Source organism: Brevibacillus fortis (assembly GCF_003013395.1).
GTDB lineage: Bacteria > Bacillota > Bacilli > Brevibacillales > Brevibacillaceae > Brevibacillus > Brevibacillus fortis.
In genome coordinates, this window is the sequence record NZ_PXZM01000003.1 from 617,311 (window position 1) to 637,256 (window position 19,946).

The 19,946-nt window shown below is 44.0% G+C and carries 14 protein-coding genes and 1 pseudogene; 4 read left to right on the plus strand and 11 right to left on the minus strand.

What is annotated here, in order from left to right:
- Nucleotides 1-55: 55 nt before the first annotated feature.
- The 3 genes from C7R93_RS04665 (at nucleotide 56) to C7R93_RS04675 (ending at nucleotide 3,821) form a co-directional block, all read left to right on the plus strand.
- A complete protein-coding gene (locus C7R93_RS04665; protein ID WP_106837691.1) occupies nucleotides 56-1,723 on the plus strand; it encodes a ribonuclease J in 1,668 nt (555 codons plus the stop codon).
- Nucleotides 1,724-1,786: 63 nt separating this feature from the next.
- Nucleotides 1,787-2,638: a copper amine oxidase N-terminal domain-containing protein gene (locus C7R93_RS04670; protein WP_106837692.1), complete on the plus strand. Its 852-nt coding sequence runs from the start codon at nucleotides 1,787-1,789 to the stop codon at nucleotides 2,636-2,638.
- A gap of 67 nt (nucleotides 2,639-2,705) precedes the next feature.
- Nucleotides 2,706-3,821 carry a copper amine oxidase N-terminal domain-containing protein gene (locus C7R93_RS04675; RefSeq protein WP_106837693.1) on the plus strand — a complete coding sequence of 372 codons (1,116 nt, stop codon included), beginning with the start codon at nucleotides 2,706-2,708 and terminating at the stop codon, nucleotides 3,819-3,821.
- Nucleotides 3,822-3,886: 65 nt separating this feature from the next.
- On the opposite strand, the gene C7R93_RS04680 is transcribed toward C7R93_RS04675, so the two are convergent.
- The 9 genes and pseudogenes from C7R93_RS04680 to C7R93_RS04720 form a co-directional block, all read right to left on the minus strand.
- Complete coding sequence (locus C7R93_RS04680; RefSeq protein WP_244191439.1) at nucleotides 3,887-4,576, minus strand: cytochrome c biogenesis CcdA family protein; 690 nt, start codon at nucleotides 4,574-4,576, stop codon at nucleotides 3,887-3,889.
- A 48-nt stretch (nucleotides 4,577-4,624) separates the two neighbouring features.
- Nucleotides 4,625-5,497: a cupredoxin domain-containing protein gene (locus C7R93_RS04685; RefSeq protein ID WP_106837776.1), complete on the minus strand. Its 873-nt coding sequence runs from the start codon at nucleotides 5,495-5,497 to the stop codon at nucleotides 4,625-4,627.
- A 167-nt stretch (nucleotides 5,498-5,664) separates the two neighbouring features.
- Nucleotides 5,665-6,291: a nitrite reductase gene (locus tag C7R93_RS04690; protein ID WP_106837695.1), complete on the minus strand. Its 627-nt coding sequence runs from the start codon at nucleotides 6,289-6,291 to the stop codon at nucleotides 5,665-5,667.
- A gap of 103 nt (nucleotides 6,292-6,394) precedes the next feature.
- A pseudogene (gene copZ / locus C7R93_RS04695) lies at nucleotides 6,395-6,597 on the minus strand (copper chaperone CopZ).
- A 201-nt stretch (nucleotides 6,598-6,798) separates the two neighbouring features.
- A complete protein-coding gene (ppsA, locus tag C7R93_RS04700; RefSeq protein WP_106837696.1) occupies nucleotides 6,799-9,402 on the minus strand; it encodes a phosphoenolpyruvate synthase in 2,604 nt (867 codons plus the stop codon).
- A gap of 263 nt (nucleotides 9,403-9,665) precedes the next feature.
- Nucleotides 9,666-12,116 carry a bifunctional diguanylate cyclase/phosphodiesterase gene (locus C7R93_RS04705; protein ID WP_106837697.1) on the minus strand — a complete coding sequence of 817 codons (2,451 nt, stop codon included), beginning with the start codon at nucleotides 12,114-12,116 and terminating at the stop codon, nucleotides 9,666-9,668.
- Between the two features lie 42 nt (nucleotides 12,117-12,158).
- Nucleotides 12,159-14,606, minus strand: coding sequence for a bifunctional diguanylate cyclase/phosphodiesterase (locus tag C7R93_RS04710; protein ID WP_106837698.1), 2,448 nt, complete (start codon nucleotides 14,604-14,606; stop codon nucleotides 12,159-12,161).
- Nucleotides 14,607-14,630: 24 nt separating this feature from the next.
- Entirely contained in the window at nucleotides 14,631-16,322 is a 1,692-nt protein-coding gene (locus C7R93_RS04715) for a methyl-accepting chemotaxis protein (RefSeq protein WP_106837699.1), read from the minus strand.
- A 215-nt stretch (nucleotides 16,323-16,537) separates the two neighbouring features.
- A complete protein-coding gene (locus C7R93_RS04720) occupies nucleotides 16,538-17,245 on the minus strand; it encodes a thermonuclease family protein (RefSeq protein ID WP_106837700.1) in 708 nt (235 codons plus the stop codon).
- Nucleotides 17,246-17,384: 139 nt separating this feature from the next.
- On the opposite strand from C7R93_RS04720, the gene C7R93_RS04725 reads away from it, so the two are divergent.
- Nucleotides 17,385-17,993 (plus strand): hypothetical protein, encoded by a 609-nt coding sequence (locus C7R93_RS04725; protein ID WP_106837701.1) that lies wholly within the window; start codon nucleotides 17,385-17,387, stop codon nucleotides 17,991-17,993.
- Between the two features lie 253 nt (nucleotides 17,994-18,246).
- Here C7R93_RS04725 and C7R93_RS04730 read toward each other — a convergent pair whose 3' ends face one another.
- A complete protein-coding gene (locus C7R93_RS04730; RefSeq protein WP_106837702.1) occupies nucleotides 18,247-19,284 on the minus strand; it encodes a MerR family transcriptional regulator in 1,038 nt (345 codons plus the stop codon).
- 114 nt (nucleotides 19,285-19,398) lie between these two features.
- Nucleotides 19,399-19,839 (minus strand): CBS domain-containing protein, encoded by a 441-nt coding sequence (locus tag C7R93_RS04735; RefSeq protein WP_106837703.1) that lies wholly within the window; start codon nucleotides 19,837-19,839, stop codon nucleotides 19,399-19,401.
- Between the last annotated feature and the right edge of the window lie 107 nt (nucleotides 19,840-19,946).

The following is a 19,946-nucleotide window of genomic DNA, read 5'->3' on the forward strand; positions in this document are numbered from 1 at the left end:
CTTTCCAATAGGCAAAAGTAACCACAAGATACTTTGGGGAGGTCATTGACTGCGTATGAATGGATGGAATGAAACTCTTTCTATTTTTGCTTTAGGAGGAGTATATGAAATCGGCAAAAACATGTACGGAATTCAATGCGGGGATGAAATTGTCCTCATTGATTGTGGCTCGAAGTTTCCGGATGAGAGTTATTTAGGAATTGATCTGATCATACCGGACATTAGTTATCTGCTGGAAAATCAGGAAAAAGTCCGTGCCTTGATTGTCACGCATGGTCATGAGGATCACATCGGGGGCATTCCCTATTTTCTAAGACAGTTGAATGTCCCTGTTTACGGTAGCCGATTGACACTAGGACTAATCGAATTGAAGCTGAAAGAACATGATTTGCTTCATCAGACCACTCTCATCTCCATCGATCGTCACTCTACCATTTCATTAGGATCGCTCACGATCAGCTTTTTTCAAACGAACCATAGCATTCCGGATTGCTTGGGTGTCGTGTTTGAGACAAAAGCAGGCTCCATTGTGCATACGGGAGACTTTAAATTTGATCTGACGCCGGTGCATAAGCAATCCCCCGATTTGCACAGAATGGCTGAAATCGGACAGAAAGGTGTACTCGCCTTGTTGTCAGAAAGTACCAATGCAGAGCGTCCCGGTTTTACGCCATCGGAAAAACATGTGGGCGATCGTCTATTGGAAGCGTTCGGGAAAGCACAGCAGAAAATTTTTGTCTCGACGTTCGCCTCCAATGTGTACCGCCTGCAACAAGTCATCGATGCCGTAGAAGCGACGAATCGAAAGCTCGCTTTATTGGGCCGAAGTATGGTCAATGTGGTCAAAATCGCATCGGAACAAGGCTACTTACATATTCCAGAAGACATGCTGGTGGAAGTAGAAGAAGTGAGCGAGCTCGATCCAGGCCGTGTCGCTGTCCTATGCACCGGAAGCCAAGGCGAACCCATGGCCGCTTTATCTCGATTGTCGACCTCCGGGTATCGACACGTGAAAGTAGAACGCGGCGATACTGTCATCCTCTCTTCTTCCCCTATCCCGGGAAATGAACGGAATGTAGCACGCATCGTCGACAACTTGTTTATCATGGGCGCCAACGTTATTTATGGCTCTGGGACAGGCATGCATGTGTCCGGTCATGGCTTCCAAGAAGAGTTGAAGCTCATGCTCACTCTCATGAAACCAACATACTTTATTCCCATTCACGGTGAGTATCGAATGCTCCATCAACATCGTCTGTTGGCTGAATCCGTCGGCGTTGATTTCGAGTCAATTTTTATCGTAAATAACGGAGATGTCGTGGATATTCAGGATGGTGCGGCGGTGCAGGAAAGAAAAATCCCTGCCGGAAATACTTTGGTGGATGGTTTAGGAATCGGTGATGTAGGGAATGGAATATTACGGGATCGCAAACATCTTTCGGAAGATGGCATTCTCGTGATCGTTGTGACGCGCAGTAAAACCGACGGCAAGATTTTGTCGGGTCCTGACCTTATTTCTCGCGGATTCATTCATGCCCCGGAATCAGAGGGCCTGTTGGAAGAAGCGACTCGCCTTGCATCCGAGGTAATCACCAATTTGCAAGAAGCCAATGTGAGTCAGTGGAACCGCCTGAAGCAAGGAATGCGGGAAGCGATTGGGAAATTCGTGTATGCCAAAACAAAGCGCAGACCCATGATTCTGCCGATTATTATGGATGTGTGAGGGAAAAGCCTTCTTTATGAGGGCTTTTCTAGCATGATATTTTCAATCTTGGGGTGATTTGAAATGGTAAAAATGGTTAGACTTTTTACGTGCCTTCTTGCAATCTTTTTTATTTTCTTTGCTTTGGTTCCAGTGTCTGAAGGGGCTTATCTAAAACCAAACTATACTTTTGCATTAGGGAAAGAGGCAGAACTCAAAGCAAATGTCATTAGAGATTCAATGATTTATGGAGGATCAGAGGAAACCAGTTTTTTTATTAATGCCCTATTCCTTAATCAAGGTGAAGCAACCGCTACAAATTTTAAATACTCAGGCCTCTCATTTACGGACAGAAACGGAATGGTTCACTTCTACCCCGAAACTAGCCATACTGTTATCAATTCGTCGTTGAAGCTAGAGCCGGGACAGTTTGTAGAAGCAAGATTTGAACTACCCTTTGATTTTATCGATTCTAGGTTTAAGAACTTGAAAGACATCAGAAAAATTAGTATAGACTTTATCCACGATAACGCTGCTCCTTATAAAGACGACTCAGCAGTGATTGTTACCGTAAATAATAAAAAGCTTGTGCAACAAACCTTTGTTGAAAATGATGTCACTTATGTTTCCCTTCGCGAGTTAGCCGGCGTTATTGGTGCTACTATCCAGTGGAATGATCCTACCCAAACGGCAACGCTCATCCTGAGAGACAACTTCATGGAATACGATAGAAAAATAGTCATACCGGTTGGCAGTGATCGCTTTATTGATGAAGGTCGCGAAACTACTGTGTCGGGAATAGCGAAGCTGTACAATAACACCACTCTGGTTGTACCTTTACGAGATATTGTAGAAATGCTTGATTACTATGTTGTTTTTGAACATAAAGGGGGTCAGAAAACCGTCATCGTCGTTCCGAATAATCTTTACAGATGAGTAGGGAAAAGCCTTCTTTCTTGAAGGCTTTTCTAACATGATATTTTCAATCTTGGGGTGATTTGAAATGGGGAAGATGGTTAGACTTTTTACGTGCCTTGCTTTCACCTTTTTTATTTTCTTTGCATCAATTCCAGTGTCCTATGCATCTTTTGAGAAGAATCCTTTGCAGTTTGAATTGACCGAATTAAAGTTCTCGACAAGGGAGAATGGGAGTCACTATGCACATGGTTATTTGAGTTGGGGCAATGTTAGTCCCTATGAAATATTGGACCTTTCTGGGAAACTTGAACTGCATAATAAAAATGGAAAAAAAATAAGTATAGACTCTGAGCTTCTTGAAATTCAAAGCCAAGTAATGTATCCAGGAAATAACCTGTTAGGGGGAAAAAATAGTATTTATTTTGATCTTGTTCCTTCAGTTACAAAAGCTTCAGATTTGACTGGTGCTTACTTAAAGCCTACATATACGTTTACACTTGGGAGCAAAGCAGAGCTTAGTCCAGGCATATATACGGAAACAACCTCTATTGAAGTTACAGACACTCATTATATTGAAAATATGATTGTGATGAATCGGGGAGAGGCAACAGCGGTTAACCTTACATACTCTGGATTGGAGATTTTAAACTACGAAGAAACTAGATTATTATATCCCGAGAATACCCACCCTGTTATCAATGCGTCACTTCGCTTAGAGCCAGGACACTTTGTAAGAACATCATTTAAAATACCACTCGACCTTTTAAAATCCAAGTTCACAAACTTTGATGACTTGATCGTTAGGATACAAACCGATTCCCAAAGCACGGCTCCTTATGCAGAAGCGCTGAACGTGACCGTAAATAATCAAAAGCTGGTGAATCAAACCTTTACTGAAAATGATGTCACCTATGTATCGCTTCGCGAACTAGCAAAAGCGCTTGGTGCCACCATTCAATGGGACGATCCAACTCAGACTGCAACACTCAAACAAGGAGATTCGACCATAACGCTTCCAGTCGGAAGTAATCGATTCCTTCTTAATGGGAGCCAAGTAACTGCATCTGCAAAAGCAAAGCTGTACAATAATACCATCCTTGTTGTACCGTTGCGAGATATTTCCGAAATGCTTAATTGCTCTATTTATTTCGATCATATATGGGGATTGAAATCTGTCACAGTCATACCACCACTCCCTTGAAGTCAACGAAAAAGAGAGCCCACCAGCTCTCTTTTTTTCCCTCAAATTGTGTCTTGTCACACCCCTTACCAAAATGCCATAAAGTCCGAAATACCGAGCAGGACGAACACGATTCCAGCTAACTTCTGCGTTAACGTACCCCATGTCCTCGTTTTGTTCATGAGAGAAGGACTATCACTTGCAACAGCAAGCAGCAGTAGAACGATGAGCAGCGGCAGCGCCGTACCAAGTGCAAATACTGTGGGAATGATCGGCCCGAAAGAGCTGGCGAACATCAGTGGCATCGTCAGTCCAAAAAAGAGCCAAAACATCGTCGAACAAAACCCGAGGGAAAAGGCAACGCCAAGCCAAAAGGATTGTGTCTTTCCTTCAAATCGCTCAGAAAAACGCTTGATTTTTTCCTCGAATGATTGTGTATGTAGAAAGGGCAGTCGAATCCATCCAAGTAAGAACAGTCCAATCAGTATAAACATCGGTGCCAGTAATTTTCTCGCCCACTGAAACAAGGGAATCGCTTGGGTAGAGAGCTGTTCGCCAAACCCAAATACGATTGCTCCCAAAGCGGAATACACGACTGCTTTACCAAGGATGAACATCCATACATGACTGCGAAAGCCAGCTTGGACAAAGACATTCTTCCCGAACACCGTAAAAGCAGCGACATTCCCTGATAGCTGGCACGGTGCAAACGCCCCGACTACCCCGAGCAGCAATGCCCCAATCAACGGTGCTTGCTCGCCCATTCCGTAATACAAATCGGAAAAGGGCTTGCTGATCCATGCGCCATTCGCCTCTCCTTTGCTTCATCCCGTCACTTGCAAGCGTCCCATCATGCCACTTTCTTTGTGTCCAGGGATCGTACAATAAAATTCATAGCTTCCTTCTTCCAATGCCTTCCACACAGTTTCAACAGACTCTCCTGGCTTGGCGTGCAAATGAACCACGCCCTCAGCCTTTGCTTCATGATGATGCTCCCTGCTCGATTCTGAAATCGTAACGATTTTTCCATGGGACACAACCTCAATATCGTGCTCTACATTGCCATCATTTTGAAAGACGACTTTGATCTCCGTATTTTTTTTCACGGTAAATTGGTTCGGTTGATAGGAAAAGTCGACGGCTGTGAGATTGATTTCTGTTGCGCGATCGCCTGCATACAGAGCCGGGGATGGAAACGGTAATGATTGGAACCAGAAGAAGACGGCAAGCAGCAACACAGCTGGAGTGCCTGGATGATGAAAAAAGGAGGACCACTTCGTTTCTTTTTTATTGGAATCAATCAGCTTGGCTACGAGCAGCATACATACGGTATAGAGCATGACGAAAACAAACAAGAGAGGCTCTACTTTTTCACCCGGAACCATCTCTCCCAGCATGGCGCCCATCATCCCGCCCATGACACCCGATAAGATTCCTTCCACAATACTCAGGATCGACAAGGGAACCCCTAGCAGAAAACCAGACAGTCCACCTGCCAGCATTCCCCACATGGTGGATACATAAAGGTCTCCCCTGTAAACATCGCCCAGGATCAACCCACCGATCAACCCAATCAACATACTGACCGACATCGTGCTCATCATACCTTGCATATGATCGATTCCCTGCTTTCGTCGCCATATAAACCATGTGAAGCTAACGTAAGCAAAACCGACGTAGATCAGGACCTGATACACCGCGCTCAAGATACCACCCCCGAGTATATTCCCCTCATTGTAAAGTATGTCCTACGCCAACAAAATAGGACAAAGCGAACAAGAAAAGGACATCCTCGTTGGATGTATGGGTGAGAGGGATGATACAGACTCTCATGGATCGGTCCGATCTCGACGATCTTCCCTTGTCAGGAAGACAGCCCTAATTCTTTGCGGACATTCTCCAATCCATATCGCTCGACAAACTTGAAAAACTTCTCTCTCTTTTTCCCATGCGTCTGGTACAACGTAATGATGCTTTGGACGATGGAGGATAATTGCTCTTCCTTCACCTGCTCAACCAGAAGCTCGGCTGTTTTGGCCTCCATTGTTTTCGATTGGCCTCCGACGTAGATTTCAAAAGTTTCTTTTCGCTTGACGATCCCGATATCTTTTACCAATGGCTCTCCACAGGCATTCGGGCATCCCGTATAACCGACCCTCATCGTAAAAGGAACCGTCATCCCTGCAATCGTATCATTTAAATTTCTTGCTGCATCTAGCCCTTCAATTTCTGCTCCTTTGCAAAAAGAACAGACAGACAAATTCTTCACAACAGAACCCGTTTCGTACACGCATAAGCCTTTTTCACGCAGTGCTTTTTTCGCATCCTCAGCCTTCTCTTCGTTCATCTCGATTATAAGCTGCTGGAAGGTCGACAGTTCAATTTGTGCATCCTCGCCAACGATTTGACCGATCGCCACCATATCTGTTGGCGTAAACACGGAACCACCGACACGAATTTCTGGACTTATGGCAAACTGTACACGCTTCAAAGGGCAATCCTCCTACAATTATTATTTTTATAATATTCAGTTAAATATAAACTATAAGAAAGGCTGCCATTCTACTATCACAACCTTTCCCTAAACCTTTGCTTTAAACGACATCGTATCCTTGATCTTCAATGGTCTCTTTACATTTTCCAGCGAAACAACGGATTCATCAAAAGCCACGCTTACCTGATTGTCAGCAAGGCTTACCTTTGCTTGGCTAACCCCGTCTAGTTTTTGAAGAGCACCTTCAATGGAGATGACGCAGTGATTGCAAGACATTCCTTGAACATTCAAAGTGACATTCATCTTACATCCTCCTTTGATTTTGGGAAGCTTTATTTGACTATATTTTACGATACCCCTGTAGGGTATTCAATACCCAATTTACAATTCTCCTGTTGCGCTGATAAATAAAACAGCGGCAACCTAAGACCTTAGGCTCTCCGCTGTTTTGATTGAACGATCGTATCCATTACGACAGAGGCTCTTTCGTGACGTATTCAGCCATTACAATATTTCGATATACCCTTCCGTTCCATGCACGCGAATTCGTTGCCCATCTTTTATCAGTTTGGTCGCATTCTCCACGCCGACAACTGCTGGTAAGCCAAATTCACGTGCGATAACTGCTCCATGAGTCATCAGTCCACCAACTTCGGTGACTAGGCCTTTTATGGATACAAACAATGGTGTCCAGCTAGGGTCAGTAAAGCAGGTGACTAATATATCTCCATCTTCTAGATCAGCATCTTCCATGTTTATGATGACACGTGCTCTTCCCTCAATAACTCCGGAAGAGACAGGTAGACCTACAATAGCTTCTGCTGGGAGATTTTCTCGTTTGTACTCACCTACAATAATTTCACCATCAGACGTGATTACTCGTGGGGGAGTTAGTTTTTCAAAGAACTTGTAATCGTCTTTTCGTTTGCTGATGGTCTCGTAATCTAATTTATTTGTGCGTACGACTTCGTAAAGTTCTTCAAAAGTGAGATAGTATATATCTTCTTTTCCATGAATAACGTTGGCTTCTACAAGTTGTTCGGCTTCTTTCAGTAAAGCCTGCTTATACACGAAGTAGCGATTAATCATGCCGTATTTTGGATATTCCCTATACCCGCTGAAATTACGGATTAGGTCGATCATGCGTTTTGTTTCTTTGGCTTTTTGTTCACCATCCGGTAATTGCTTCAATCGCTCTAATAATTCTTGCTCTTTTTTCAAAGCTTCCTGTCGCCCTTGCTCAAATTTCCGATTGCTAGCATTAGGCTCAAAGTTTTTGATATTACTCAGAATCATGGGGACAAGTGTAGTTGGTTTTTCGCTCCAGCGCGTTTTCGTCATATCGATTTCACCGGCACATCGCATTCCGTATTTGTTGAGATAATCATTGATAGCATCTTGGGTTTCCTGTCCACCATCATACGTAACCAGTTCATCCAAAAAGTTATCCTCTTTTACATGTTGTAAATAATCAATTACTTCTGGATAAGGACGAATCACATCAGCGACATCCAATAGCGCCAGACCCATTTCCGAAGTAATATTGTTGGGTACAGATTGAGAAAGCGTATCTGCTACGTTTTTTTCACCTAGCCACTTGTTCATTGTTTCATTGATCCATGATGAAGCATCCATAGCAGCCATAATTACACCCAAACTTTGTGGATCAAATAAAATCTTCTTTAATTGCTGGATATCTTCAAGAATAAAATCAAATAAATCTGATCCTGATTTCGTTTGGATGCTTTGTTTTAACTGTTCGATCGATGTTTGACTACTCGTAATCAAATCAGCGACAATTGTCGGATCGCTTTCCATCTGTGCTTGCGAACCCGCAGACGAGATGCTTTTACTGGAACTCAGTTCTTTTTTATCGTCTGGTACGAATTTTATAAAATCTCCTCGCTCCATTATGGTCATAAGTGCGTCTTTTATGAGCGGATCGGATTGTCCCAGGGTATCTAGTAATGTTTGTCTGCTGTCAGGTGAAGCCAGCATATTTGTAATATCAACAAACAACCTTCCACCAGCTTTACGCATAGGTGCAGGAGTCGTTAACAAGAAAAAAGACAATCCCAGTGGTTTCATGGCATCGGTCATCATTTGTTGATGGCCGACTGATACGTACACGTGATTTTCTTGATCATTCGCTTCAGGGATCGGGTACAAAGTCGTAATTGGCCGACTCTGGACAATATAAAAAGTATCATCAACCAAACACCATTCAATATCTTGTGGGTAACCAAAATAAGCTTCGATCTGTCTTCCAATGCGTTCCAGTTGTAATATTTGTTGTTCAGTAAGTGTTTGCGTCTTTTGCTGATCAGGATCGATCTGCTGTGCCTCTGTTCCGCCTTCTTTACGTCCATAGATCGCCAATTTTTTGGTTGCTATCCTCTTATCGACGATTGCCCCTTCCTGTACTTGATAACAATCGGCAGATACCAAGCCAGAGACCAGTGCTTCTCCAAGTCCAAAACTAGCATCGATTGATAGCAACTTCCGGTTGGATGTAATTGGATCAGCGGTAAATAAAATCCCTGAAGCCTGTGGGAAAACCATCCTTTGAACGATAACGGATAAATAAACTTGACTGTGGTCAAATCCATTTTGTATACGGTAGACTATCGCTCGATCCGTAAATAGGGAAGCCCAGCATTTACTGATATGCTGCAAGATGGAATCGACGCCGATGATATTTAAATAGGTGTCTTGTTGACCAGCAAAAGAGGCATGTGGTAAATCTTCAGCAGTCGCACTAGAACGCACGGCATAAGCATGTTCCTCTCCAAACTGGGAGAGATAGTGAGTAACTGCGCACGCAACATCGGAAGGAATTTCTACTTCCATAATGATCTGTCGAATCTTCCTGCTGATTTCACCAATTTGATTTCGATCTTCTACCTTTAGCATAGTTAGTCGATCCAATAAAGCATGATACGCTTCGTTTTGTTCGATGGCTTTTTGATATCCCACTGTTGTAACACAAAATCCTTCTGGTACTTGTATTCCTTGAATTTTTGATAATTCCCCTAAATTCAGCCCTTTTCCGCCAACGAGCAAAAGCTGTTTTTCCATTTCATGAAAACCGAGAACGAAAGAACTCATTCAACATCTCTCCTAACCATTAAATTGAGAAAAAACATTTGACAAGAGTTCACCGGCATGATAAGATAAAGTTGTAAGATGCAACAATTGTGTTTTTTTACAACAAAAAGACAGTCGTGATCCGATTATATCATCGTGTCTATTCATGTGCAATATGAAAGAACCTGGTAAAACTGCCCAGGTTCTTTTTTGATTTTCCACAACCATTCGTCACATTTAGATACCAAAAAACTCCCCATCTCTAAAAGACAGGGAGTTTTTCCTTACGCTTCTTTGCTAAGATGCCTCCTGGTGGGAACAAAAAACACTTGCTCCACCTCATTGGCAGATAATGGGCGACTGTAATAGTACCCTTGAATTTTCTTGCAATGATTTTCTGTCAAAATGTCCAACTGATCCTTCGTTTCAATGCCTTCTGCAATCACATCCAATTTCAGATGCTGCGCCATCGAAATAATGGTGGCCACAATAGCTTTATCGTTATCATTTCGAGACAGGTCTGTTATGAAGGAGCGGTCAATCTTTAATTTGTGGATCGGGAACTTTTTTAAATAGCCCAAAGAGCTGTAACCGGTTCCAAAATCATCCAGACTGATTCTCGTTCCAATTTTGTTTAACTCATGTAGGATACTGATCGATACGGCCGGATCCATCATCATGCTCTCTGTGATTTCCAGTTCCAAAAAGTGCGGGGCAAGCTTGGTTTCTTCGAGAATATTTTTGATGTACTTGACTAGGTTCCGCTGGTGGAATTGATGAGAGGATAAGTTGACGGATACAGGTATCAACGGTCCCCCTTTATCATGCCATTGCTTCATTTGCCTACACGCTTCGCGAAGCACCCATGTACCGATCTCGTAGATCATCCCTGTCTCTTCCGCAATAGGGATAAACACTCCTGGTGAAAGCATCCCTTTGGTTGGATGATTCCACCTGACGAGCGCCTCCACTCCGATCATGCGATTGCTTTCTGCATGAAATTGAGGTTGGTAATACACCACCAGCTCATTTCGTTCAATTGCTTTTCGGAGATCACTTTCGATCTCAATATTTTTCAGCAATTGGACATCAAAATCCGGCGTATAGAACAGATGGCCATTTTTCCCCTGTTTTTTCACCTCGTACATAGCCGTATCTGCTTTTTTGAGCAACGCGACGCCATCAGTTCCGTGGTCTGGGAAAATTGCCGTTCCAATACTTGCTGATATGTAAAATTCACTGTCTTTTAGTGAGAATGGCTGTTTCAACGCTTCAATGATCTTATCCGCTAAACTCGCCGCTTCCTTGCGGTCCGCTCCGGTTTCGCAGAGGATGGTAAATTCATCTCCCCCCATCCGCGCAATGGTTGCATGGTACCCTTCTGCACTCTCTACGATTCGGTTACTAACACCCTGCAAAAAGATATCGCCATAGGAGTGTCCCAAGGAATCATTGATCATTTTGAACCGATCGATATCGATCACAATGACGGCAAAGCTCGATGAATCTTGGCTGCTTTTTTCAATCGATTGATGAAGGACTTGATTAAACTTCCTTCGGTTCGGTAGGTCGGTCAGCTCATCGTGATAAGCTAAATACTTGATTTTTTCTTTCGCACGATTCTCCTCCGTAATATCCTTCACAATAATGTGATTCCCCACTACCTCTCCTTCAATCTCAACCGGGACATTGAGCACACTCAGCTCCACGCGATTTCCGTTGGGATGAAGGATGGTCGTCTCAAAATTATTACGAATGGGCTGAAAAGACTGGGCAAAAGAATCTATGGTGATGTCCCTTTTCTCCTCAACAATATGCATGCGAATTTTGGATACGTGTTGATTGATGAATTCTTCCTCCAGCAGTCCACCAATCTTCGTGACAGCCGGGTTCATTTTGATAATGCATCCACCTGTATCTAAGGAAATAATGCCGTACTCATTATTTTTATAAAGGGAACGATACCAGCTTTCATTTTCCTGAATGACTGTATCTTTTTGCGAGAGTCGTTTGTTAATAAACAAGCCGAACAATGTAATGCCGATCAGTAAAAAGGTGGCCAAGACAATGATATAAGCCAGGGTCTCCGACTCGATCTGCGTTTCCACTTCGGTTGTTGGCATTTCCGTTACGTAGAAATGCGCAGCAACCATCCCGGTGTAATGCATACCCGCGATTGCAGCTCCCATAATGAGTGAGCTGGCCAATTTGTATACATACGCGTATTTCGACTGATCACGGCGAAAGTAAAACAAGAGCCATAGTGCCGCTGCGGAAGCAGTCGCTGCGATGATGACGGATAGGATGACGATCCACGGATCGTATGTAATTTCGATAATCATCGCGGCCATTCCCACGTAGTGCATGCCAGATATCCCAGCAGCCATAAGAATTCCCGCAATACCTAGCTGTCTTGCATTCAGGTTGCTTTTCGTTACTGTAAACAAGGCTATACTTGAGACAAAAATGGCAAAGACGACGGACAGGATGACATATTCCATGTCATATAGAACCTTAATGGGGAGGGTAAGTGCCAACATTCCAACAAAATGCATGGACCATATTCCGACCCCCATCGTCGTGGCACCAAAAATCAACCAGAGTAGCTGATGCTTCCCCTTACTTGTACTCACTCTGGCTGCAAGGTTGAGAGCAGAAAAAGAAGCTGCAACCGCGATTAAATAAGATAGTATCACAAGGTAACTGTCGTACGTCCCATGTATCTGATGATCCAAGCTTCTTCACCGCTTTCCTTTTGTTAATCTGGATGGTCTCACTTAAACCATGCTGCCTGTTACTCCATAACCATTTATCTGCAAAAGCGAATCGATTTCATTCGTGGGGAGCGGTTTACTGTAGAAGTAACCTTGGACTTCGTTACACATTTGTTCCTTTAGAAAATCAGCATGTTCTTGTGTTTCTACTCCCTCTGCGATAACGGCAATTTTCATGTTGTGTGCCATATGGATGATTGTTTTAATGATTGCTTGATTCCGAGGATTCAAATTCCGGACAAAGGATTGGTCGATTTTTAGCCGATCGATCGGAAATTGACTTAGATAGCTCAAAGAACTGTAGCCCGTCCCAAAATCATCAATACTGATGCTAATCCCAAGACTTTTTAATCGATTCAAAATCCGAATGGTATAATCCACGTCCAATGCCATGCTTTCCGTAATTTCAAGCTCTAAAAATTGAGGTGCCAGTCTCGTCTCTTCCAAGATGGAGGTAATCATCTCAATGAGATTGTTTTGCATAAATTGACGCAAAGAGATATTCACTGCAACCGCAAGCTGTGAATACCCCGCTTCTTGCCATACTTTTGTCTGTTGGCAGGCTGTACGCATCACCCATTCGCCAAGTGGTACGATCAAGCCTGTTTCTTCCGCGATCGGAATAAATTGAATAGGTGGGATGAGGCCGAGCTCTGGATGTTCCCATCGAATCAAAGCCTCCATACCGATAATCTGGCCCGTCTGCAAAAAAACCTTCGGCTGGTAGTGCAGCGTAAATTGTTTCTCATCCAAAGCTTTTCGCAGCTCTCTTTCAAGCTGTAGCTTTTTGGCTAGAACCTGATGCAGCTCCTCCGAGAAAAATTGATAATTATTTTTCCCTTGCTCTTTTGCCAAATACATGGCAGCGTCCGCATTCTTCAACAGTGCTTCAATATCTTCTCCATCATCCGGATACATGCTGATGCCGATGCTTGGTGTGATGAAGATTTCAATATGCTCTAACGTAATCGATTCGGACATGCTCGTGATGATTCGCTGCGCAATTTCGCTAACCTCTTTGCGTGTGACTCCTGTGAGAAAGATGGCGAACTCATCTCCGCCTAGTCGAGAAACAGAGTCCCCTTTTCGCAAACAACCGATTAGACGATTTGCTACGGCCTGTAAAAGCACATCCCCTATAGAGTGACCAAGCGTATCATTTATGTTTTTAAATCGATCCAAATCGATGAACATGACGCCAATTTTCTCGTCTTTTTGTTTTGCTTTGAGCATAGCCTTTGCCAGCTTTTCATGAAAAAGCGTTCGATTCGGCAGGTTAGTTAAGGAATCGTAATGGGCCATGTAGCGAATCGTTTCTTCCGCCTTTTTTCTCTCGGTGATGTCAATCATGGAGCCTACCATTTCCACGATCTCCCCGTTTTCCTCAATAGGTGACAACGTAATATAATAATCATTTCCGGATAATTTCAATTCGAAGGTAACGGGCTCGCCAGTAAATGCTCTGCGAAAATTGCTTTCCAATTGCTCAGCCACATCATAAGGAAAAATTTCATACGACGTTTTTCTCAGCATCCTCTCAGATGTTAACCCAAGCTCTTCGGCAATTTTCCCTTCACACAAGGTATAGGTGATGTTCCCTTTTGGATCTGTCACGATCTTGAACACACAGTTTTGCAAGTTTTGGACCGTCCTGCGAAAATCGTTCTGCAATGCTTCTGCCAAAGCTGCCTCTGCTTCAATTCGGTCGGTAATATCCGTGCGGATCGAAACATATTGATACGGAACTCCCCGGTCGTCTAGAAATGGCACGATGGTCGTATTCATCCAGTATTCATTGCCGTTTTTGGCACGATTCTTCACTTCGCCCTTCCAGACTCGACCTTGCTTGATCGTTTCCCACATCAATTTAAAAAACGACTTGGAATGATAGCGAGAATTAACGACCCGATGTGTATTTCCAACTAATTCATCCACTTCGTATCTGGAGATTTCACAGAACTTGTCATTTACATAGGTAATGACGCCTTTGTCGTCTGTAATCGCTACAATCGAGGATTCATCAAGTGCATTTTTGATATCGTGCAAGTCCTTCATCGTCTTCGAAAGAGACTCTTCCATCTGCTTTCGTTTCGTGATGTCCGTCCCGATTGCCACGTACTGATAAAGGAATCCACTGTCATTCATGAACGGCACTAATGTCATGCTAAGCCAATATTCCGTACCGTCCTTCGCCCGATTTTTCATTTCGCCTTTCCATACTTTTCCTCGGCTGATTGTATCCCATAACGCTGTAAAATAGTTTCGCGGATGGAAACCAGAATCGACGATGTTATGGTTCTTTCCGATTAATTCCCCTCTGCTAAACTTGGAGATTTGACAGAAGTTGTGATTGACGTAGGTGATGATTCCTTTTTCATCCGTTATCGAAATAACAGATGACTCTTCCAATGCAGATAATGCATACTTAACATCTCTGATTTTATTAAACACATGGCACCCCCGCCTGTTGTCGCACTACAATTGAAACTTACGGATGGAATGCTGCAGCTCTTCTGCCATTTCGGCGAGTGTACTGGAAGCGGTTGTAATCTGTTCCATAGAAGCTGATTGTTCTTGTACAGAAGCAACTACGCTTTGCGTGTTTTCGGCTGCCATTCTTGAAACATGCGCAATTCCCTCTATAAATTCCACTACGGAAACAGTTCCGTTATTGGCTTCTGTGATTTGTCCTGACATTTCTTGTGTTCTTTTCGAGACTTCGTCTACTACTCCCAAAATTTTATAGAAGGCCACCCCAGCTTGTTCGATCATGATGACTCCCTCTTTAACAGCTACGTCCCCTTGACTCATGACGTTAATCGCCTTTTCTGTATCTCTTTGAATATCCCCGATGATGGAAGCGATCTGCGATGCTGCTTGCGCGGATTGTTCTGCTAATTTGCGAACTTCATCCGCTACGACTGCGAATCCTCTTCCCTGTTCTCCCGCTCTCGCCGCTTCAATCGCTGCATTTAAAGCCAATAAATTCGTTTGACTAGCGATTTCGGTAATCATCGAAACGATTGAGCCGACTTCTTTTGATTTTTCGCCAAGCATGTTGACCACTTCGGTAGAAGAACTCACTCTTTGATTAATCTCATTCATTTGTTCAATTGATTTGGCTACCACTTCATTGCCTTCGGTTGCTGTTTGGTTCGCTTCAATGGATGACCCGATCGCATGCTGCATGCTCATGGATACTTGCTGCATAACTTGAGAGATTTTCACTGCAATCTGTGTGGCATTCTCGGCATCATTGACTTGCTGCTCAGCTCCTGCTGCAATACCTTCAATCGATTGCGATACGTGTTCTGCTGACTGACGTGTTAATTCGGAGCTGGCAGTCAATTCCTCGGAGGATGCGGCTACTTGCTGGGAATGGAAAGAGACTCGTTCTAACAAATCTTGCAGATTGCGCTTCATTTGGGAAAAATGGTGGGCCAGTTCTCCTATTTCGTCGCGATTCTTAATTTGAACATCTGCTGAGGCCAAATTCCCTGCGGCAATTTGTTCTGCTGCATTCGTGATCAATAAAACGGGACGAGAAATGGCATTTCCAATGAAAATGGCGATACCTACTCCAGTGAAAAGCGCCATCAAGCTTAGCACGATAACCAGAAGCTTGGTAGATTGAATACTGCTATCCAGCTCAGCAATATCTTGTTCCAACAGTTTTTGTTCGAGATCAACGAATTCTTGCGCTTTTTGAATAAATAATTCGCCGACTGGTGTACACTCATCTCTGACCAAGCGTGTGTACTCTTCTACTTTGTTCTGCTGTTTCAAGGCAACGACCCTATCAATAATTTTCTCGTGTTGCGCATGCAGCTCATTCATCTCTGCTACAAGCTTTTGTCCTTCAGACGTCATGCCCATTTGGGATAGTTCTGATGTAAGCTTTTTATAGCTGTCATTTGCTTTTGTATAGCCCGTCAGATAGCTGTCCTCGCCTACAATGACATAACCGCGTGCATACTTTTGGCGTTCACTTACACTTGCGATAATGTCCTTGGACAGCATCTCCTTGTTGACACGACCTTGGATCATTGTACTGTAGCGAGAATCGATGGATGAAATCTGAGAATAACCAATCCCTGCGACTGCCACTAAAAGTAATAACACTGCCAAAAAGCCTAAAAATAGCTTTTTCCTTACCGTCATCTTCATAATAGTTGTTTCCTCCATCATAATTCTACGAATTATTTTTTCTTTCTGTGAAAGATGTAAGTTGTTTTATAATCCCTTCCTCTTATATAACGGCATTTTCTATAGGACTTTTGACCTTTTTTATCAAAAAAACATCGTTCTGAAACATTTTTGTAATTCTTTTCGACAATGTAAAAGCCCCGACTGCCAAAGCAGACGAGGCTTTCTTACATATATTATCGTTTTGGCGCCCGAAAACCTGCTTGCTGCGCTTCTTCCTCCGTCGCAAACCACATTTCCGCTTTTGTTTGCTCGTAGCTAGCCGAGCCAGGAACATGATAGATTTTGTCGCCTTTACTGTTTATATTGCCCTTGATCGTCTTGCCTTCTGGTGGCGCGGTGTCTGCCGCGGTATTGTTCTTGGACTGTTTTGGCTTGGCTTTTTCCTTAGGAGTATCTGTCTGCTTCCCTTCTAAGGCCCACAGCCCACGATTCTGCTCCCGCGCCTCCCGCTCTGCTGCCAAGAACAGATCTGCTTGGGCTACATTCGGTGGAATCGTCATGATCCGGGCGTAGCCGTCACGAATGAGCTTTTCATTGACGAATGTGCCGTCTTCCATATATACATAAGCAAGCAAACGCTTGTATTTGTCATAAGGCTCAACATCGAACTTCAGCTTGACCTTTTTTCCGGTTAAAAGCTCCTTGGAGTAATTGCTCGCTTCTTTCCCATACGGTTCGACTGGGTGGTTGGGTTTCACTGTCTCTGGGGTATCTACGCCAATCATACGTACTTTTTCCCCACTGTCCAGTTCGAATGTATCGCCATCAACCACTCGTTTGATCACAGCATCTATCTCGCCGTTAGCTTCAGGCTTGCCGGACGCTCCACATGCCGATAGCAAAAGAACCAGTGCGAGCAGATATATGGTTACGTGCTTCATTTTCTTTCTTCCCCTTTTCTACGTTGCATTGTTTTCCAGCGTAGTAGATTTGCCAACGGAGGTCAATAGGAGAGGAAAAAGTACAAACGTTCAAGATTATTGGTAAAATAATGAAAACATAAAAAAGGAGCGATACTAGATGGGCTGGTCCGAATTTCAACTGGTACCAAACCGGTACAACGACGAATGCAAAAAAATCGACGAGTGTATTCTTCAGCTTCTGCATGAGCGAAAAGTGCTTGCAAACGGGAAAAGATTAATCCCACCCCAGGAAATCAGACAGGAATGGGCTGAGAGATATAGTATCGATGAAGATGAGCTGGGCTGGTTTCTGCACACTTTGAATTCAGAGGCAAGGCCAGTTTTCCCGAATGAGAACGGCGAGTTGATAGGTGTACTTCCGATTATGAAAACAACGATACTTGACGGTATTACCTACACGTTGACACATGCTATACAACATAAAAATGTGAGCATCGTACATATCGAGATAAAAATGGCCGATACCGACGAAGACATCGGTATGCTACGCCCGCATCTCATGCTCGAAATCGCAACCTCGCAGGAGCACCATGTGCGCAAAAGCGGAGCGCGCGGCTCTGACCGAGAAATCTCCCTCCAGTTTACGGTCAGCCCCGCCCTCCCCGATCAACTTGACGGTGTTTGCTTTTCCTTGACCCCCTATGCAGCGCCACGGGAACAGCCACCGCGCGAGCATGTTTTGAATAAAGAAATCCGTTTTTTCTAACGAAAAAAACGACCTTCGCGCAAGGTCGTTTTGTCTATACGTCCAGACTTTAGTCACGATCGGCGCTAAACAAGAACAACAGGACGACCACGACTATAATAATCCATATAAATTCCTCGTTATCGCGATCAAAAAAACCGTCGAACAGACCCATGGTGGAGTCCTCCTTTCCTTCTCGCTACAGCCTATGCAAAAGGCTAGATGCGTGCCAGTAGTTGGAAGAGCCCAAAAGTGAAATGCGTGTTCAAACGTACTATTTACAAGTCGACAAGATCAAATGCGTATAGGTGCCAAGCTGTCTTACTTCATTCGTAAACCCAAGATTGGCAAGCTCCTGTAGCAATCGGGAGCGATCTGCATAACAGCGGTCCTGAATATCTGCAATCATTCTCGTATGACCTGCCTCCTCTAGGGCATCAAGATGCGCTTGTCTATGCGTCAGGTCCACAAACATCAAATCGGCAATGACCAATCGTCCTCCTGGTTTTAAAACGCGACGACATTCCGACAATGCCAGTTGTTTCTGATCATCGGTCAAATGGTGCAAGGCGTAACTCGTAGCCACAAAGTCAAACCGATTTTCTAAAAACGGAAATGCGAAAAAGGTTCCTAGCTTTGTCTCGACCTCTGAGTGTTTTGCTCTGCATTGCTTCAGCATTTGCGGAGATTGATCGAACCCGCTCATCCTGGCCCCTTTTTTCACGAGACGCCCTGCGAGGTTTCCTGTCCCCGTTCCAGCATCCAAGCCGTATTCTCCCGGTTTGACCGCAACTGTCGCGACGACCTCGTCCAGTACGTTTTCGTATGATTCATGACCACTCCCGCCATGTACCCATTCGTCGTAGCGGTCAGCCCATTCATTAAAATCCCATCGATCCACCCAGTTATCCCGTGTCTGCTTCAATCGCTTGTTCGCTTCTGCCAGTGTAAACAGCTCTCCTGGATCAATCGTTTCTCTGCCTTTTATCCGCTCAATCATCGCTTCTGTCGTTTGGATGACCTTGCTCATTTCAACCCACCTTGTATACATAAACGAACGCTGCAACTCTAAATAATAGAGAAGACTGCCTTCCTGATCTTTCATTTGAATCAGGAGCTCCCGAATGTCTTCTACCGCCATCCCGACCTCGCGCAGTGTAATGATGGTTTGCAGCCTCCAGACGTCCTCCTCTGTAAATTGGCGATACCCGGACGCATCTGCTTTCGATGGCTTGATCAATCCTTTTTCTTCATAATATCGAATCGCACGTGGGGTTATTTGCAAGCGATGGGCCATGTCTTTGATTTGCATGGATCTCTCTCCCTGTATCATTCTTTCCCTATCATAAACCTTGACGCAGCGTGAATGTACAGAACGAAAGAAAAAAAGCTGCCGGATTCCTCCCGACAGCTCGTTTCTATCCTATTAATGTGTCGCCGGCTCAGAAATTTGTTGGAGAGCGTCACTCGCCTCATCCTGGTGAAATTGACGTACAGCCATATCTGCCAACGCCACAATGCCAACCAGCTTGCCGTTTTCGACAACAGGCAATCGACGAATTTGATGTTGAGCCATAATCTTTGCCGCTTCATCAACCGTCGTTCCTGGTTGACCGAGAATAATGTCCCGTGTCATGACTACCTCGGTGGCAGCCGATCCTTCATGCTTTTCAGCCAAACCACGAATCACAATATCACGGTCCGTAATGATACCGATCACATCATTTTTTTCATCTACAACCGGAATGACCCCTACATTCCAGTCGCGCATTTTGCAAGCCACTTCATACACATTATCCTTAAGCGTCACAGTAGCGACATCTTTTGTCATGATTTCGCGCAGTGTGCGATTTTCCAGCTTTGCCATTTCATTCTCCTCCTTTTGCTAATCAACGATTGTAGTTTGTCCGCTCTCCTATCGTTTCATGCGAAGAAAGAGTATGATATATTGCGCTTCTTCCAAAAACAGACTAT

Bases quoted from the DNA above. Each gene is read 5' to 3' on its own strand.
- C7R93_RS04715 (WP_106837699.1), bottom strand. From the start codon at position 16,322: ATGAAGATGACGGTAAGGAAAAAGCTATTTTTAGGCTTTTTGGCAGTG.
- C7R93_RS04665 (WP_106837691.1), top strand. From the start codon at position 56: ATGAATGGATGGAATGAAACTCTTTCTATTTTTGCTTTAGGAGGAGTA.
- C7R93_RS04735 (WP_106837703.1), bottom strand. From the start codon at position 19,839: ATGGCAAAGCTGGAAAATCGCACACTGCGCGAAATCATGACAAAAGAT.
- C7R93_RS04730 (WP_106837702.1), bottom strand. From the start codon at position 19,284: ATGCAAATCAAAGACATGGCCCATCGCTTGCAAATAACCCCACGTGCG.
- ppsA (WP_106837696.1), bottom strand. From the start codon at position 9,402: ATGAGTTCTTTCGTTCTCGGTTTTCATGAAATGGAAAAACAGCTTTTG.
- C7R93_RS04725 (WP_106837701.1), top strand. From the start codon at position 17,385: ATGGGCTGGTCCGAATTTCAACTGGTACCAAACCGGTACAACGACGAA.
- C7R93_RS04675 (WP_106837693.1), top strand. From the start codon at position 2,706: ATGGGGAAGATGGTTAGACTTTTTACGTGCCTTGCTTTCACCTTTTTT.
- C7R93_RS04670 (WP_106837692.1), top strand. From the start codon at position 1,787: ATGGTAAAAATGGTTAGACTTTTTACGTGCCTTCTTGCAATCTTTTTT.
- C7R93_RS04720 (WP_106837700.1), bottom strand. From the start codon at position 17,245: ATGAAGCACGTAACCATATATCTGCTCGCACTGGTTCTTTTGCTATCG.